Annotated in this window: 12 protein-coding genes and 1 pseudogene; 10 read left to right on the forward strand and 3 right to left on the reverse strand. The window is 73.5% G+C overall.

What is annotated here, in order from left to right:
* Positions 1-77: 77 nt before the first annotated feature.
* The 4 genes from E1166_RS21990 to rho all read left to right on the forward strand — a co-directional run bounded on the left by E1166_RS21990 (position 78) and on the right by rho (position 8048).
* The gene (locus tag E1166_RS21990) at positions 78-3368 is read left to right on the forward strand and encodes an efflux RND transporter permease subunit (protein WP_132341581.1); all 3291 of its coding nucleotides are present in this window, start codon (positions 78-80) and stop codon (positions 3366-3368) included.
* Between the two features lie 116 nt (positions 3369-3484).
* Positions 3485-4735 (forward strand): MFS transporter, encoded by a 1251-nt coding sequence (locus E1166_RS21995; RefSeq protein ID WP_132341583.1) that lies wholly within the window; start codon positions 3485-3487, stop codon positions 4733-4735.
* 63 nt (positions 4736-4798) lie between these two features.
* A complete protein-coding gene (gene thrB / locus E1166_RS22000) occupies positions 4799-5743 on the forward strand; it encodes a homoserine kinase (RefSeq protein WP_132341586.1) in 945 nt (314 codons plus the stop codon).
* A gap of 298 nt (positions 5744-6041) precedes the next feature.
* Positions 6042-8048, forward strand: coding sequence for a transcription termination factor Rho (gene rho, locus E1166_RS22005; protein ID WP_132341588.1), 2007 nt, complete (start codon positions 6042-6044; stop codon positions 8046-8048).
* Between the two features lie 82 nt (positions 8049-8130).
* Here rho and E1166_RS22010 read toward each other — a convergent pair whose 3' ends face one another.
* Positions 8131-9066 carry an AAA family ATPase gene (locus E1166_RS22010; RefSeq protein WP_243710480.1) on the reverse strand — a complete coding sequence of 312 codons (936 nt, stop codon included), beginning with the start codon at positions 9064-9066 and terminating at the stop codon, positions 8131-8133.
* 235 nt (positions 9067-9301) lie between these two features.
* Here E1166_RS22010 and rpmE point away from each other — a divergent pair, with 235 nt between their 5' ends.
* Together rpmE and prfA are read left to right on the forward strand one after the other, a co-directional pair.
* Positions 9302-9526, forward strand: a complete 225-nt coding sequence (gene rpmE, locus E1166_RS22015; protein ID WP_088975813.1) for a 50S ribosomal protein L31 — start codon at positions 9302-9304, stop codon at positions 9524-9526.
* Positions 9527-9621: 95 nt separating this feature from the next.
* Positions 9622-10710, forward strand: a complete 1089-nt coding sequence (gene prfA, locus E1166_RS22020; protein WP_132268528.1) for a peptide chain release factor 1 — start codon at positions 9622-9624, stop codon at positions 10708-10710.
* A gap of 111 nt (positions 10711-10821) precedes the next feature.
* On the opposite strand, the gene E1166_RS22025 is transcribed toward prfA, so the two are convergent.
* The gene (locus tag E1166_RS22025; RefSeq protein WP_132341596.1) at positions 10822-12399 is read right to left on the reverse strand and encodes a GGDEF domain-containing protein; all 1578 of its coding nucleotides are present in this window, start codon (positions 12397-12399) and stop codon (positions 10822-10824) included.
* A gap of 75 nt (positions 12400-12474) precedes the next feature.
* Between E1166_RS22025 and prmC the strand changes: the two genes are divergently transcribed.
* From prmC to E1166_RS22045, 4 genes are all read left to right on the forward strand, one after another.
* Positions 12475-13422, forward strand: a complete 948-nt coding sequence (gene prmC / locus E1166_RS22030) for a peptide chain release factor N(5)-glutamine methyltransferase (protein WP_132341592.1) — start codon at positions 12475-12477, stop codon at positions 13420-13422.
* Positions 13422-14066, forward strand: coding sequence for an L-threonylcarbamoyladenylate synthase (locus E1166_RS22035; RefSeq protein ID WP_132341598.1), 645 nt, complete (start codon positions 13422-13424; stop codon positions 14064-14066). The genes prmC and E1166_RS22035 overlap by 1 nt, the downstream gene beginning before the upstream one ends.
* Positions 14067-14678, forward strand: coding sequence for a phosphotyrosine protein phosphatase (locus tag E1166_RS22040; protein ID WP_132268523.1), 612 nt, complete (start codon positions 14067-14069; stop codon positions 14676-14678).
* 151 nt (positions 14679-14829) lie between these two features.
* Entirely contained in the window at positions 14830-16941 is a 2112-nt protein-coding gene (locus E1166_RS22045) for a transglycosylase domain-containing protein (protein ID WP_132341594.1), read from the forward strand.
* 27 nt (positions 16942-16968) lie between these two features.
* Here the strand turns inward: E1166_RS22045 and E1166_RS22050 are convergent.
* Positions 16969-17402, reverse strand: a pseudogene (locus tag E1166_RS22050) (hypothetical protein); the annotation flags it as partial.

A 17402-nucleotide genomic window follows, 5' to 3' on the forward strand; every position in this document is an offset into this window, starting at 1 on the left:
GGTGGGGTGCGAACGGGGTCCGATCGGGCAGACTCAGGGCCTCGCCAACCCCTCCAATCCAGGAGTGAGTCCCGCCGATGTCGTTGCTCGCCAGATCCAGTCTCGCCAACCGGGGGCTCGTCGCCCTGATCGCGGTGGTGGCCGCGATGTTCGGGGTGTTCGCGGTGCCCGCCCTGAAGCAGCAGCTCCTGCCGTCGCTGGAGTTCCCGGGCGCGTTCGTCGTCGCCGGCTACCCGGGCGCCGGGCCGGAGATCGTCGAGTCCCAGGTCACCGAGCCGATCGAGAACAGCCTCCGGGGCCTGGCCGGCCTGGAGAAGATGACCTCCACCTCCCGCGAGGGCTCGGCCACCGTCTCCGTGCAGTTCGCGTTCGGCACCGACGCCGACGACGCGGCGAACCGGATGCGGACCGCCCTGGGCCGGATCGAGGCGCAGCTGCCGGAGGGGGTCGATCCCCAGGTGCTCACCGGCAGCACCGACGACCTACCGGCGGTGGTGCTCGCGGCCAGCGGTGGAGGCGACGAGCGGGCGCTCGCCGAGCGGCTGCGCACCACCGTCGTACCCGAACTGGAGCGGATCGACGGGGTCCGCGCGGTCGCGGTGACCGGAACCCGCGAACAGGTCGTGACGATCACGCCGAACCCGGCGAAGTTCGCCGCCGCCCGACTGGCCCCCACCGCGCTCGGCGCGGCGCTGCGCAACAACGGCGTCGCCGTCCCGGCCGGCGCGGTGAGCGACGGGAGCCGGCTCCTGCCGGTGCAGGTCGGCGTCCCGGTCACCACCCTGGACGAGCTGCGCGGCATCGTGCTGACCCCCACCGCGCCGAAGGCACCCCCGGTCCGCCTCGGCGACGTGGCGACGGTCGAGCAGCGGCTCTCCCCGGCCACCGCGATCACCCGTACCAACGGCGAGAAGAGCATCGGGATCCAGGTCACCGCCGCGCCGGACGGCAACGCGGTACGCATCTCCCACGAGATCCGGGACCGGCTGACCGACCTGCGTACCGCCTCCGGCACCGAGCTGACCGTGGTCTTCGACCAGGCGCCGTTCGTCGAGAAGTCGATCGAGAGCCTGACCACCGAGGGCCTGCTCGGCCTGCTGATGGCCGTGGTGGTGATCCTGGTCTTCCTGCTCTCGGTACGGTCCACGGTGGTCACCGCCGTGTCCATCCCGTTGTCCGTGCTGGTGGCACTGATCGCGCTCTGGATCGGCGACTACTCGCTCAACCTGCTCACCCTCGGCGCGCTCACCATCGCCGTGGGCCGGGTGGTCGACGACTCGATCGTGGTGCTGGAGAACATCAAGCGCCACCTGGCGTACGGCGAGCCGAAACGGACGGCGATCGTCGCCGCGGTCCGCGAGGTGGCCGGCGCGGTGACCGCGTCCACCCTCACCACGGTCGCGGTGTTCGCCCCGATCGCGTTGGTCGGCGGCTTCGTCGGGCAGCTCTTCGCGCCGTTCGCGATCACCGTGACGGTGGCGCTGCTCGCCTCGCTGCTGGTGTCGTTGACCGTGATCCCGGTGCTGGCGTACTGGTTCCTCACGCCGCGCCACACCGGCGCGGACGCCGCCGAGGTACGCCGGGCCGCCGAGGAGAGGGAGCTGCGCAACCCGTTGCAGCGGGCCTACCTGCCGGTGATCGGGTTCGTCACCCGGTCCCGGGCCACCCGCTGGCTCACCGTGGCGGCGGGTCTGCTGGTGCTGCTCGGCACCTTCGGGCTCTCCCGCCAGTTGGAGACCAACTTCCTCGACGACTCCGGTCAGGACACCCTGACCATCAACCAGGAGCTGCCGGCCGGCACCGGCCTGGCGGCCACCGACCAGGCCGCCCGCCGGGTCGAGGAGGTGCTGGCCGGCACCGACGGCGTGCGGACGTACCAGGTCACCGTCGGGGGCAGTGACCGGCCGTGGGAGGGCGGCGGCGGCACCAACACCGCCCGCTGGTCGGTGGCGCTGGACGGCGACACCGACGCCAAGGAGATGAAGGAGATCCTCCGCGAGCGGTTCGCGGCGCTGGACGACCAGGTCGGCGCGCTGACCTTCGGCCAGGGGCAGGGCGACCGGCTGGAGGTGCTGGTCCAGGCCGCCGACCCGGACACGCTGACGCGGGCGGCCCAGGCCGCCGAGGCGGCGATGGCGGGCACGCCGGGCGTCGAGGACGTGCGGTCCGGCCTGGCGACCCGGGTGCCGCGGATCGACGTGGCGGTCGACCGGCTAACCGCGGCACGGGCCGGGCTGAGCGAGGCGGCGGTGGGGCAGGTGGTGGCGCAGGCGTACCGGGGCGCCCCGCTCGGCCAGGTGTCGCTCGACGGCGTCCGGCAGGATGTGCTGCTGCACAGCACCGCCACCCCGCCAACCACGGTGGAGCAGCTGCTCGCGCTGCCAGTCGGCCCGGTGAAGCTGGGCACGATCGCGAAGCTGCGCACCGTCTACGGCCCGCCGCAGGTGACCCGGATCGACGGCGAGCGCACCGTCACGGTCACCGGCACCGCCACGGGCGCCAACCTCGGCGCCACCACCCAGGAGCTGCGGCAGCGGCTGGACGACGTCGACGTGCCGGGCGCGACCCTGACCGTCGGTGGGGCGAGCGCGGACCAGCAGGAGGCCTTCGCCGACCTGCGCCTGGCCGTGCTGGCGGCGATCGCCATCGTCTTCCTGATCATGGCGGGCACGTTCCGCAGCATCACCCAGGCGCTGATCCTGCTGATCTCGGTGCCGTTCGCCGCAACCGGCGCGATCGCGCTGCTGCTGGCCACCGGTACCCCGCTCGGCGTGCCGGCGCTGATCGGTGTGCTGATGCTGGTCGGCATCGTGGTGACCAACGCGATCGTCCTGCTCGACCTGGTCAACCAGTACCGGGCGCGCGGCATGGGGGTCGCCGAGGCGGTCGTCGAGGGCGGGCGGCGTCGACTGCGTCCGATCCTGATGACCGCGGTCGCCACCATCTTCGCGCTGCTGCCGATGGCCCTCGGGCTGACCGGCGAGGGCGGGTTCATCTCCCAGCCGCTGGCCGTGGTGGTGATCGGCGGCCTGCTCAGCTCCACGCTGCTGACCCTGGTTCTGGTGCCGACGCTCTACACGATGGTGGAGCACACCAAGGAGTCGCTGCGGCAGCGGTGGATCGGCCGCGGGGGGCGTCCGGACCGGGCCGGGCTACCGGCTCCGGACGCCGCCAATGCCGGCGCGCTCGTCCCGGCCGCCGGTCCCGGTGGCACGCCGGCGGCGGCCGACGGTACGCCGGCGGACGCCGGCTCGGAGCGTACGCCGGCCCGCCCGACGCCGTCGGCGGCGCTGCTGGACGGTACCGACCAGTTCGAGGTGCTGCGCCTGCCCCGCAGCCGCAGGTCGCCGCTGCCCCCGACCCAGTAGCGTCGACGCGCCCTAACGGGGCGGGCCACCTCGCTGGTCCGCCCCGCCCGCGCCTGGTGTCGGTGGCGGGCCGCGGGAAGGTGTCGAGGTGACCGGTCGGGGTAGGGTTCCGGCACGTGTCCTCCACCCTTGAGGTCCTGACCCGCAACCGGGACTTCCGCAACCTGTTCCTGGCCGAACTGGTCGTCTTCGGCGCGGACTGGTTCGTCATGGTGCCGCTGCTCGTACTGCTGCCCGAGCTGACCGGCAGCGGTGTCTGGGGAGCGCTGGTGCTGGCGCTGGACACCGGCGTGGTGGCCCTGCTGCTGCCCTACACCGGGACGATCGCGGACCGCTTCGACCGAAAGAAGATCATGATGGCGGCGAACCTCGCCGCCCTGGCCGGCGTGCTGCTCCTGCTCGGGGTGCGCAGCGCCGGCACCGCCTGGCTGGCCATGGTGGCGATCGCCGCGGTCGCGGTCGCCAAGGCGTTCTACTCGCCGGCCGCGCAGGCCGCCCTGCCCAACGTGCTGCTGCCACGCGAGCTGGCCGCCGGCAACGCCATCGCGGGTTCCGCCTGGGGCACCATGACGGTGGTCGGCGCCTCGCTCGGCGGCGTGCTCAGTGCGGCAACCGGGCCGTACACCAGTTTCTGGGTGGCCGCGGTCGGCCTGGCGCTGGCCGCGTGCCTGGCCTCGCTGATCCGCCGCCCGTTGCAGGCTGCCCGGGACGCCGACGAGCCGGCGCCGCGCACCTGGGCGGCGATCGGCGAGGCGCTCGGGCACATCGGCCGCCGGCCCCGGGTGCTGGCGTTGGTCACCGTGAAGTCGGCCGTCGGCCTGGGCAACGGCGTGCTCACCGTCTTCCCGCTGCTTGCCGGGGTGTACGGTGCCGGCTCGGTCGGCACCGGTCTGCTCTTCGCCGCCCGGGGCGCGGGCGCACTGGTCGGGCCGCTGCTGATGCGTCGGGTGCTCACCGACCGGGCCTGGCTGCTGCCCGGCCTGGCCGCGTCGATGTCGCTGTACGGGCTGGCCTACCTGGGCACCTCGGTGGCCGGCTGGTTCCCGCTGGTGTTGCTGCTGGTCTTCGTCGCGCACTTCGGCGGCGGCAGCAACTGGGTGCTGTCCAACTTCGCCCTCCAGGGCGAGGTGCCGGACCGGCTGCGCGGGCGGGTCTTCGCCGCCGACATGATGTTGGCGACGCTGGCCATCTCGGTGAGCCAGCTCGTGGTCGCCGCGGTGGTGGACGTGGTGGACGAGCGGGTGGTGCTGGCCGGCTGTGGCCTGGTGACGCTGGTGTACGCGGTGGGTTGGCGGGTCGCCACCCGCCGGCTGTCGCTCGCCGACCCGGCCGTCGCACCGGCGTCGACGGTCACGCCCGATGGGTAACGATCCCGTCCCACCCGCCGGGCGGCGCTCCCCGACGTCGGCCCGGGGTCCTAGCATGAGCCGGTGCCGTTGACATTCGCCACCGGGCCGGTCCGGGTCCGGGTCCCCGCCACCAGCGCCAACCTGGGGCCGGGCTTCGACGCGCTGGGCCTGGCCCTCGGGCTGTACGACGACGTGGCGGCCGAGGTGGCCGACGGCGGCGTCCGGGTCACGGTCGGCGGCGAGGGCGCCGGCGAGCTGCCGGAGGATGATCGGCACCTGGTGGTCCGTGCCATGCGGGTCGCCTTCGACGCGCTCGGCGGACAGCCGTCGGGGTTGGTCCTGGAGTGCGTCAACCGGATCCCGCAGGCCCGGGGGCTGGGTTCATCCTCGGCGGCGATCGTGGCCGGGGTGCTGTTGGCCCGCGCGCTGGTGACCGACGGCGGGCAGCGGCTCGACGACGAGGCGGCACTGCGGCTGGCCGCCGAGATCGAAGGCCATCCGGACAACGTCGCCCCCTGTTTGCTGGGCGGCTTCACCGTCGCCTGGACCGAGCCGTCCGGGGCGCGGGCGGTGTCACTGCCGGTGGCCGAGGGCGTCCGGCCCACCGTGTTCGTGCCGGCCGAGCGGGGTCTCACCGAGACTGCCCGGGCGGCGCTGCCGGCCACCGTCCCACACGTCGACGCCGCTGCGAACGCCGGCCGCGCCGCGCTGCTGGTGCACGCCCTGACCGCCGAGCCGGGGCTGCTGGTGCCGGCCACCGTGGACCGGCTGCACCAGGGGTACCGTGCTCCTGGCATGCCGCAGACGGCGGCACTGGTCGAGGCTCTGCGTGCGGCTGGTGTGGCCGCCGTGGTCAGTGGGGCGGGGCCGACCGTGCTGGCGTTGACCGAACCGCCCACTGACTTCCGGACGGGAACAGAATGGCAGGTCTGGCGGTTGGCGATAGAGGCGAGCGGCGCGACCGTCTCGCGGGGTAGACTGGGACACGCCGAGCGGGGTCCTGTTGCCGCAGGTCGGAAGAGTTGATTACGCTCTAGACTCAGCACAGCCGCGAAGCATGCGATCTTCCTGCGGGTCGGCGCACCCCCGAAGCTCTCGGCGGTAAGCCCGTCACTCCTGCCAAAGGCCCACGCCGCACCGCAGTTTCCACAGGTCGCCGCAGACGGCGAGACCTGCTCACCGATGGTGGTGAGTCGGGAGATTGACCGGCTGCTGTGCCACAGACTCCCGCGACGCGTCAGTGCGAGGCGGGTGCACCGAGGCCGCCCGGCCACCTGAGTTCGTCGACTCCGGGCAGTCCCGGCCTATCGAGGGAAGGAATCCATTGAGCGACACCACCGACGTGACGTCGGATGTTTCCAACGTCGCTGGCGAAGTCACCACCGCCGCCCCCGCCCGCCGTCGGCGCAGCGGCACCGGTCTGTCGGCGATGCTGCTGCCGGAGCTGCAGAGCCTGGCCGCGTCGCTCGGCATCTCCGGTACGGCGCGGATGCGCAAGGGCGAGCTGATCAGCGCGATCACCGAGCGGCAGCAGGGCGGCGCCGCGACCGGCACCCCTCGACCGCGGGCCGAGGTCGCCGCCGCGACCGCGACCGCTCCTGCCCGCGAAGAGGTCCGCGCCGAGGTACGGGAGACCGCGGAGCAGGCTTCCGCCGCGCCGGCCACCGCCGGTGCGGCCGAGGGGCGTACCCGGACCCGGCGTAGCCGGGCCGCCGCTGCCGAGACCCGGGCTGCCGAGACCCGTGCGCCGGAGACGGGGGCCGAGGAGGCCGCCACTCCGGAGACCACCGAGCGTGGTGAGGGCCGTGGCAGCCGGGACCGCACTGATCGGGCTGAGCGCACTGATCGGGCTGAGCGCACTGATCGGGCTGAGCGCACCGATCGGGCTGAGCGGACCGATCGGGCTGAGCGCACCGATCGGGCTGAGCGGACCGATCGGGGCGAGCGCAACGAGCGAACCGAGCGTGCCGACCGCGGGGATCGGGGCGAGCGCAACGAGCGCGGTGACCGCGGTGACCGCGGTGACCGCAACGAGCGGGGCGTCGAGCGGGCCCAGCGCACCGACGACTCCGACGAGGATGGCGAGAACGGCGGCCGGCGCGGCCGGCGCAGCCGCTTCCGGGACCGCCGGCGGGGCCGGGGCGAGCGGAGCGAGGGCGGCGATGGTGGCGGCCGTGAGCCGCAGGTCGGCGAGGACGACGTGCTCGTCCCGGTGGCCGGCATCATCGACGTGCTGGACAACTACGCCTTCGTCCGGACCACCGGCTACCTGGCCGGCCCGAACGACGTGTACGTCTCGATGTCCCAAATCAAGAAGTACGGTCTGCGCCGCGGTGACGCGATCACCGGTGCGGTGCGGGCAGCAGCTCGGGACGGTGAGCAGCGGCGGGACAAGTACAACCCGCTGGTCCGCCTGGACACCATCAACGGCATGGAGCCGGACGAGGCCAAGCGTCGCCCCGAGTTCTACAAGCTCACCCCGCTCTACCCGCAGGAGCGGCTGCGGCTGGAGACCGAGCCGCACATCCTCACCACCCGGGTGATAGACCTGGTCATGCCGATCGGCAAGGGTCAGCGTGCGCTGATCGTGTCGCCGCCGAAGGCCGGCAAGACCATGGTGCTGCAGGCCATCGCGAACGCGATCACGCACAACAACCCGGAGTGCCACCTGATGGTGGTGCTGGTGGACGAGCGTCCGGAAGAGGTCACCGACATGCAGCGGTCGGTGAAGGGCGAGGTCATCGCGGCCACGTTCGACCGCCCGCCGCAGGACCACACCACGGTGGCGGAGTTGGCGATCGAGCGGGCCAAGCGCCTGGTCGAGCTGGGGCACGACGTCGTCGTGCTGCTCGACTCGGTGACCCGGCTCGGGCGGTCGTACAACCTGGCGGCGCCGGCCAGCGGCCGGATCATGTCGGGTGGTATCGACTCCACCGCGCTCTACCCGCCGAAGCGCTTCCTGGGTGCGGCCCGCAACATCGAGAACGGTGGCTCGCTGACCATCCTCGCCACCGCGCTGGTGGAGACCGGGTCCATGGCGGACACGGTCATCTTCGAGGAGTTCAAGGGCACCGGCAACGCGGAGCTGAAGCTGGACCGGAAGATCGCCGACAAGCGAACCTTCCCGGCCATCGACATCCACCCGTCCGGCACCCGCAAGGAGGAGATCCTGCTCGCGCCGGAGGAGCTGGCCATCATCCACAAGCTCCGCAAGGTGCTGCACTCGCTGGACTCGCAGGCGGCGCTCGACCTCCTGCTGGACCGGCTCAAGCAGAGCCGTACCAACATCGAGTTCCTGATGCAGATCGCCAAGTCGACGCCGGGGGAGTGACCTCTCCCGGCAGAGACCGTACGAAGGGCACGGCCGTGGCGGCCGTGCCCTTCGTCGTGTCCGCACCCCGCACAGGGGACGGTCAGAAGTCGCCCTCGGCCACCTGGAAGACGGTCAGGCCGAGCGCCCGCCACATCCGTACCACCTGCTGCCGGTCGTCGAAGACGCCGACCACCCGGTACCGGTGGCGTACCTCGCGCTCGTAGATCTCCTGCTTCACGACGGTGTCCTTCCGGTGGTCGCCGGCGGCCCGCAGGTGCAGCCCGAGGTACGGCACCCGGACGTGCCGGGCCAGCCAGGCCACCGTGGCGTCCCGGGCCGTCGCGTCCCGGCCGGAGCAGAAGACCACCCCGTACCCGGCGGCGTGCATCGCCCGCACCGCCGCGATCACCGCCTCGTTCGGCGCGTCCTCGCCGACCCGGGTCATGTCGTACGGGCTGCGGGAGACGTTCAACGCGACGGTGCCGTCGATGTCCACCAGCACGATCTCCTGCGGCACGGCCGGCGCGGCGGTCACCGCGGCGGGGCGGCCGGCGCGGGCGGTGGGCACCGGCAGCGGCAGCGGCCGGTTCGCCAGGTAGCGCTCGTGCAGGCGGCGGATCGCGGCCTCGCCGACCCGGTCGCCCTCGGCGCGCGCGGCGTCGCGGCGCAGGCACTCCGCCAGGGGTACGTCGGTGAAGTCGTGCACCTCGAACCGCGCGTCGTACCGGAGGGCGAGGTCGGCCCACTCCCGCAGGGTGCGCGAGCGCAGGTTGGTGTCGTCCACGCAGACGCTGCTGCCGGCGCGCAGCAGCGCTTCCACCTGGGCCCGCTGGACGAGGGTCACCTGGTACTCGGCCCGCTGCGTGAAGAGCCGCTGGCCGTGCATCATCCGGCGCAGGTCGTCGCGGTTGACCCGGACCACGGCCGGCTGGAGGGTACGGGCGAAGGTCGTCTTGCCGGAGGCGGGCAGCCCTCGGGTGGCGACCAACCGGGGTGTTCTGCCCGTTCCGCTCCGGTTCGGGGACGAATCGGACACGTCTTCACCGTACGCGGTCGAGGTGAATGCTGCCCGGGGCCGGCGGGAATGCGACAGGTACGCCGGGCGTTGGCGGGGGTGGACCGATCGTGCGGCCCGGCTGACGGGTCGGCTCACGCCCATGGCACACTGGTCAATCGGCCACCGGTTCCGGTTCACGCCCGAGTCCGTCGCGTAGCAGCGGCGGGGGAAACAGCGGCGACCCGGCGACCACCGACGAGAGGACCGAGGCGACATGAAGCCCAACATCCACCCGGAGTACGTGACCACCGAGGTCTCCTGCTCCTGCGGTAACACCTTCACGACCCGCAGCACCGCCAAGGGCGGCGCCATCCACGTCGAGACCTGCAGCGCCTGCCACCCGTTCTACACCGGCAAGCAGCGCGTCCTCGACACCGCCGGCCGGGTCGCCAAGTTCCAGCAGAAGTACGCCAAGGTTCAGGCGAAGAAGGCCAAGTAGCCACACCGACGACGCCCGTGTCCGGCTTTCCGCCGGGCACGGGCGTTCGTCCGTTCCGCCCTCCTGCCAGCTGATCGTCGAAGGAGAACCCCCGCATGAGCAGCGAGCGCCTGGCCGCCCTCCTCGACGAGTACGCCGACCTGGAGAAGCGCCTCGCCGACCCGGCCATCCACGCCGACCAGGCCACCGCGCGTCGCGTCGGCCGCCGGTACGCCGAGCTGGTGCCGCTGCACAAGGCCGCCGGTGAGCTGGCGCAGGCCCGGGCCGACCTGGTCGCGGCGAGGGAGTTGGCCGCCGAGGACCCGTCCTTCGCCACCGAGGCCGAGTCGATCGCGGCGACCCTGCCGGTGCTGGAGGAACGCCTCGCCGAGCTGCTGATCCCACGCGACCCGCACGACGCCAAGGACGTGATCATCGAGATCAAGGCCGGCGAGGGCGGCGAGGAGTCCGCACTCTTCGCCGGCGACCTGCTGCGGATGTACACCCGGTACGCCGAGCGTCGCGGCTGGCTGACCGAGGTGATCGACGCGCAGGACTCGGATCTGGGCGGGGTCAAGGACGTCTCGCTGGCGATCAAGAGCAAGGGTGTCCCCGAGGGCGGCAACGGGGTGTGGTCCCGGCTGAAGTGGGAGGGCGGGGTGCACCGGGTGCAGCGGGTTCCGGTCACCGAGTCGCAGGGGCGTATCCACACCAGCGCGGCCGGCGTCCTGGTGCTTCCGGAGGCGGAGGACGTCGACGTCACCATCGACCCGAACGAGCTGCGCATCGACGTGTTCCGGTCGTCCGGGCCGGGCGGCCAGTCGGTGAACACCACCGACTCCGCCGTCCGGATCACCCACCTGCCGACCGGCGTGGTGGTCTCCTGCCAGAACGAGAAGTCGCAGTTGCAGAACCGGGAGCAGGCGATGCGCATCCTGCGGGCCCGGCTGCTGGCGGTGGCGCAGGAGCAGGCCGACGCCGCCGCCTCCGACGCCCGCAAGGCGCAGGTGCGTACGGTGGACCGCTCGGAGCGCATCCGCACCTACAACTTTCCGCAGAACCGGATCACCGATCACCGGATCGGCTACACGGCGTACAACCTGGACCTGGCGCTCGCCGGTGACCTGGACGGCGTCCTGGACGCCCTCGCCGAGGCCGACCGGGCGGCCCGGCTGGCCGGCGACACCGAACTCGCCCGCCGCTGATCCGCCCCAGCCGCCGACCCGCAGGTGCAGCGGCAGCTGGGCGGCGCCTGGCAGCGGCCCTGCGGGTGGCGTCGCGGCAGTGACCCGGCCGGCGGCGCCCGCGCCGGCCGGTCAGCGGGCCCGGTGCGGGATGCCGGAGACCCCGTCGCGGGGGCGGGCCTTGGCCCGCAGCATCTCCCGGTCGGCGGTCTCGAAGGCGACGCCGAGCGCGTCGCGCGGCGTGCCACGGGCCACGTCGACCTGGGCGAAACCGATGCTCACCCCGACCGGTGTGCCCGGCACCAGCGACTCCCAGTCCTCGGTGCGGACCGCCGCGTCGATCCTACGGGCCACCTCCGCCGCCTCTGTCATCCCGGCGTCGCGAAGCACCACCACGAACTCGTCGCCGCCGTAGCGGGCCACGAAATCACCCCGGCGCATCACCCGGTTGATCACCCCGGCGATCCGTTGCAGGACCAGGTCCCCGGAGTGGTGGCCGTGCTGGGTGTTGACCGCCTTGAAGCCGTCCAGGTCGCAGACGCCGATCACCACCCGCTCGCCCTGGGCCGTGGCCGAGCCGATGTACCGCTCCAGACGACGCCGGTTGGGCAGGCCGGTCAGCGGGTCGGTCAGCGCCTCGCCCTCGTACCGGGCGGCCTCCCGGCGCATCTCCTCGTGGTCGATGCGGGCGGCGATGCCGTCGATGTAGACGTCCCGCAGCCGGTCGCTGCGCTGCGCGGCGAGGCGGAACGCCAGCCGGTCGACCCGGTGCGCGGCGGCGTGGTCGCCGGCCCGGGCGAAGGCGATGCTGCGCAGCCGGGCCGGCTCGGCCGCGCCCAGGGTCTCGACGGAGACCTGGGCGCTGTCGAGCCGGGTGATCGCCTCGATCGGTCGCCCGGCGGCCACCGCCAGGCAGATCAGCCCGAGTTGGCGCATGTCCCGGGCCCGCGCGCTGTCCCCGCCATGGCCGAGCAGCCGGATCGGGTCCGCCTCGGCGGAACGCTCCACCGGGTCGCCCAGCGCGGCCCGGCGGGCCGCCGCGTAGCCGTACGCGGCCAGACTGCTCGGCCGGATCCGGTCGCTGCGGCCGTCGCGGGCGAACCGGGCCAGGTCGGCGGCGATGTCCCGGAGCACCCGCAGGCAGCCGTCGCTGTCGCCGTTGTGGTCGAGGGCGACCGCGTTGCGCAGCCGGATACCCGGGGCGGCGAAGAGCTCCTCGGGCAGCCCGGCGGCCAGCCCGTGTTGGCGGGCACGCTCGATCGCGCCCAGCGCGTGTCCGTGGAAGCTGAGGTACGAGTACGCCATCGCCAGGTCGTGCCAACCCCAGGCGGTGTCCCGGTCCTCCTCCTCGGCCGCGCCCAGTGCGCGGGCGGCCCGGACGAGGTGGGTGACGCAGCGGTCCAGCGCGCCCTGGTGGTGCGCGGCCAGCGCGGCGAGCGCGTTGAGGTGCCCGTGCAGGTACGGCTCGGGCAGATCCCGCACGGCGCCCGAGGCGTCCTCGATGGCCCGGGTGAACTCGGCCGTCCGGCCGAGGTTGATCAGCGCGCAGAGCCGTTGGACCAACGCGTCGGCCCGGGCGTGCGGGTCGGCGGTGGTGCGCAGCACCCGGTCGAGCACGCCGCACGCCTCCGCGGAGCGGCTCGCCTCCTGCAGGGCCCGGGCGCGACGGAGAGCGTCAACCTGGTCGTCGACCCGGTCGAGCCACGGCACTCTGCCAACCTCCTGTCGGTGTGCGTCGGGACGCACCCGCTCGTGCCGGGGCTCGCGACGCTTCATGATTATGTCGTGACCTCCCTGCCACGCCACTCCCCCGGAGGGGCAGAACGAGAACGGGCCACACTCGCCGTGGCGTGGGCCGCCCGCACCCTCGCCGCCGCCGGGGTGGAGTCGGCCCGCGCCGAGGCCGAGCAGTTGGCGGCGTACGTGCTGGACGTGCCCCGTGGGCGGCTGGCGCTCGCCGACGGCTTCGACCCCGACCAGCGGGACCGGTTCGCGGCGCTGGTGGCCCGGCGGGCCGACCGGGAGCCGTTGCAGCACCTCACCGGCCGGGCCGGGTTCCGGCACCTGGAGGTGGCGGTCGGACCGGGGGTCTTCGTGCCGCGACCGGAGACCGAGCTGCTCGCCGGGTGGGGCGTCGAGCAGGCCCGCCGCCGGCTCGCCCCGCTGGTGGTGGACCTGTGCAGCGGCTCCGGGGCGATCGCTCTGGCGGTCGCCCAGGAGGCGCCCGACGCCCGGGTGGTGGCCGTGGAACGTGCGCCGGCCGCGTTGGCCTGGTTGCGGCGCAACGCCGCCGAGCGGGCCGCCGCCGGGGACCGGTCGGTCGAGGTGGTGGCGGCCGACGTGACCGACCCGCGGTTGCTGGCCGGCCTGGTCGGGCAGGTCGACGTGCTGCTCTGCAACCCGCCGTACGTGCCGCGCGCGGTGGCCGTACCGCCCGAGGTGGCGGGTCACGACCCCGACGAGGCGGTCTTCGGTGGGGTCGACGGGCTGGCGGTGATCCGGCCGGTGCTGGCCCGCGCCGCCGCGCTGCTGCGGCCCGGCGGCGTGCTGGGCGTGGAGCACGACGACACGCACGGCGCGGCGGTGCCGGCCCTGCTCGCCGCCGACGGCCGGTACGCCGAGGTGGCGGAGCACCGGGACCTCGCCGGGCGGCCCCGCTTCGCCACCGCGTCCCGCCGGACGGACGGCCCGCGTCCCGACACCGGCCCGGCGTGGCAGACTGGCTTCTCGTGATGCTCTACGACTGTCGGTCGCCCGCCGACCGGGACCGCGGCATCGCCGCTGCCATCGAGGCGGTCAAGAACGGTGAACTGGTCGTGTTGCCGACCGACACGGTCTACGGGATCGGCGCGGACGCCTTCACCCCGTACGCGGTCAAGGCCGTCGCCGACGCCAAGGGTGGCGGGCGGCAGGCGCCGTCGGTGCTGATCGGTTCCCGGCACACCCTCGACGGCCTGGTCTTCTCGCTGCCCCGCGCGGCCCGTGACCTGGTCGAGGCGTTCTGGCCGGGGGCGCTGACCATCGTGGTGGAGCATTCGCCGAGCCTCGCCTGGGACCTGGGCGACGCCAGTGGCACGGTGGCGGTGCGGATGCCGCTGCATCCGGTGGCGCTGGAGGTGCTGCGCGAGACCGGTCCGATGGCGGTGGCCTCGGCCAACAAGGCCGGGCAGCCGCCCGCGCCGACCGCCGAGGCGGCCCGCGACCAGCTCGGTTACCAGGTCCGGGCGTACCTGGAGGCCGGACCGTGCCCCGACCCGGTGCCGAGCACGATCGTCGACCTCACCGGCGCGACGCCCAGGCTGATCCGTTCCGGTGCGATCAGCCTGGACACGCTCCGCGACGTGGTCCCGGACATCCTCGACGCGCAGGAGACCTGAGTGCCGCCGTTCACCGTCCTGCACGTCTGCATGGGTAACATCTGCCGCTCCCCGATGGCCGAGCGGCTGCTGGCGCTGGCGGTCCGCGAGCGGCTGGGCCGGCTCGACGTTGACCCGGCCCGCGCCGACGCGCTGCTGCACAGCCACAGCGCGGGCACCGGCGGCTGGCACGCCGGCGAGGAGATGAACCCGCCGGCCGCCCGGCAGGTGCTGGCCCGCGGCGGTGACGTCGAGGGCTTCGCCGCGCGCAAGCTCCGCTCCGACCTGATCGACGCCGCCGACCTCGTCCTCACCGCCACCGCCGACCAGCAGGAGTACGTGGTGGCGCTGCGCCCGGACGCCGCCTGCCGCACCTTCGTGCTGGGGGAGTTCGGCCGGCTGCTCGGGTTGGTCGACAGCGCCGCCCTGCCGCCGGCGCAGCCCACCCCGGAGGCCGTGTACGCCCGGGGGGTGGCCCTGGTGGCGGCGGTCGACGCGGCCCGGCAGGGTGCCTCGCCGTTGCACTCGGATGACCTGGACGACCCGTGGGGGCGGGGCGACCAGTGCTTCAGCCGGGTCGCCGACGAGATCGAGGAGACCGTCCACCCGCTGGCGGGCACCCTGCTGCCCTGACCCACCCGACCGGGTGACGCTGGGCGGCGTGTCCGGGCGCGCACGCGGCTCTGTACTCGCGAATTTCCTCCGGATCTGCGAAATGTGAAGGCAGAAGGGGTTTTTAGGGTCATTCTGGACGGGTCCTGGCCGGCTCCTGCGGGGAGAGCTGATGAAACGGGCCCATCTCGACAAGGTGTTCACCGTGCTGATCGCCGGCGTGCTCGCCGGAGTGGCGCTGGCGGTCGCCGCGCTACCGGCCGCGCTGGTGTTCGGGATCGGCTTCGGCGCGCTCGCCACGCCGTACGCCGAACTGCCGGAGAGCCTGCGCAAGCCGCCGACGGTCGAGCGGTCGAGCCTGTACGCCAACGACGGCCGCACCCTGATCACCACCTTCTACACCGAGGACCGGGTGGAGGTTCCGCTGGACCGGATAGCGCCGGTGATGCGGCAGGCGATCGTGGCCGCCGAGGATGCCCGGTTCTACCAGCACCGGGGCGTCGACCTGCGCGGCGTGCTGCGGGCCTTGACCGCGAACCAGCGCGACGGCGCGCCCCGGCAGGGTGCCTCCACGCTGACCATGCAGTACGTGCGCAACGTGCTGGCCGGCGACCCGCGCCTGACCGAGCATCAGCGGCAGGCGGCTACCGAGATCAGCGCCGCCCGGAAGATCCGGGAGATGCGCTACGCCCTGGCCCTGGAACGGGAGTTGAGCAAGGATGAGATCCTGCGGCGCTACCTCAACATCGCGTACTTCGGCGCCGGGGCGTACGGGATCGCCGCGGCCAGCAAGCGCTACTTCTCCACCTCGCCGGCGAAGCTGACGCTGCCCCAGGCGGCGCTGCTGGCCGGGCTGGTCCGTTCACCGCACACCGACGATCCGATCAACGGCGACGCCGACGCGGCGCTGAGCCGCCGGGCGTACGTGCTGGACCGGATGGTGGACTCGCAGCAGGTCGCACCCGCCGAGGCGGCCCGGGCGAGCAACGCCCCGTTGGCGCTGCGCCCCAGCGAGACCCCGAACGACTGCACGGCGGTGCCGAAGGAACAGAACGACTGGGGCTTCTTCTGCGACTGGTTCACCCAGTGGTGGAGCGCCCAGCCCGCCTTCGGCGCGTCCGCCGCCGAGCGGCAGGACACCCTGCGCCGGGGCGGGTTCCGCATCGTCTCCTCGCTCGACCCGGACATCCAACGGGCGGCCGTACGGGAGGTGCGTGCCATCTACGCCGTCGACGACCCCCTCGCGGTGCCCACGGCGGTGGTGCAGCCGGGCACCGGTCGGGTGCTGGCCATGGCGGTCAACCGGAACTACAGCGTGGCCGCCAACCCGCCGGGCCGCAAGAACCACCCGAACACCGTCAACCAGCTCGTCGGCGGCGGCAACGGCATCGCCGGCTACCAGGCCGGCTCGACGTTCAAGCTGTTCGCCCTGCTGGCCGCGCTGGAGTCCGGGCTGCCGCTGGACACTTCCTTCGACGCACCCGCGCGCATCCGCACCCGGTTTCCCGTCGAGGGCCCGACCGCCAACTGCGACGGGCGGTGGTGCCCGACCAACCCCACCCTGGCGATGGACGGCCCGCACACCATGTGGACCGCCTTCGGCCACTCCTCGAACACGTACTTCGCGTGGCTGACCGAGCGGGTCGGGGCGGACCGGGTGGTGGCGATGGCCGAACGGCTGGGCATGGTGTTCCGCGCCGAGCAGGACGCCGAGCTGGCCCGCCACGGCGCGAAGCAGTGGGGGGCGTTCACCCTCGGGGTCTCCTCCACCACCCCGTTGGACCTGGCCAACGCGTACGCGACGGTGGCGGCGGAGGGGACCTGGTGCGCCCCGCTGCCGGTCATGTCGATCACTGACAACGCCGGGCACGAGGTCGCCGCCGGCCGCCCGGACTGCCGGCAGGTGATCGATCCCGACGTGGCCCGGGCGGCGGCGGACGCCGCCCGCTGCCCGGTCGGCGACCAGTCCATGTACGCCGCCTGCGACGGTGGCACGGCGGAGGAGCTGGGCCGGCGGCTGGGCCGGCCGGTGGCCGGCAAGACCGGCACGTCCGAGCGGGACGGGACGACCTCGGTGGTGGCGATCACCCCGCAGCTCGCGGTGGCCCAGATCGCGGCGAACCCCGACGACCCGCAGGACGCCGTCGGCGGGAGGGCGCAGCCTCGGCTGGTCGACGCGGTCGGTCGGGTGCTCGATCAGGCCCTGCGCGACCAGCCGGTGCGCGACTTCGTTCCGCCCAGCGAGTCCGTCGCCTTCGGCGGCGCCATCCGCGACCCGAACTGAGCCCGGGTGCCGCCGCGCGCGGTCCTCTCATCCGAAGGACGCCAGAAGTTCGCGCTCCCTGTCCGGGGCGAGTCCCGCACGGCGTGGCCGGTCCAGCCCCTGTTCGCGTTCCCAGCGCAGGGTGTCGGCGAGCAGGTCGGCGCGACAGCGGTGCCGTAGGCCGGCGCTGGTGGCGGCAGATCCGTCGCGGGCCGCCCAGCCCTCCCATCCCGGTTCGGCCACCCACATGGGCAGCGAGTCGGGGCCCATGTGCTGGGCCACTCCGTGGGCGAGGAGTTGCTCGGACGCCACCGTGACGACCTTGCCGGTGTGTCCGCCGACGCGGCGGGACAGGTCGATCCACTCGGCGAAGGGCACAGCCGGACCAACCGCGTTGTAGGTACCTGTGGTGCGTCGTTCCGCGGCGTCGAGGAGCCAGGTCGCCAGGTCGCGGACGTCGATGGTCTGGGTCGGGGCTTGCG

This window comes from Micromonospora sp. KC213 (assembly GCF_004348325.1).
GTDB lineage: Bacteria > Actinomycetota > Actinomycetes > Mycobacteriales > Micromonosporaceae > Micromonospora.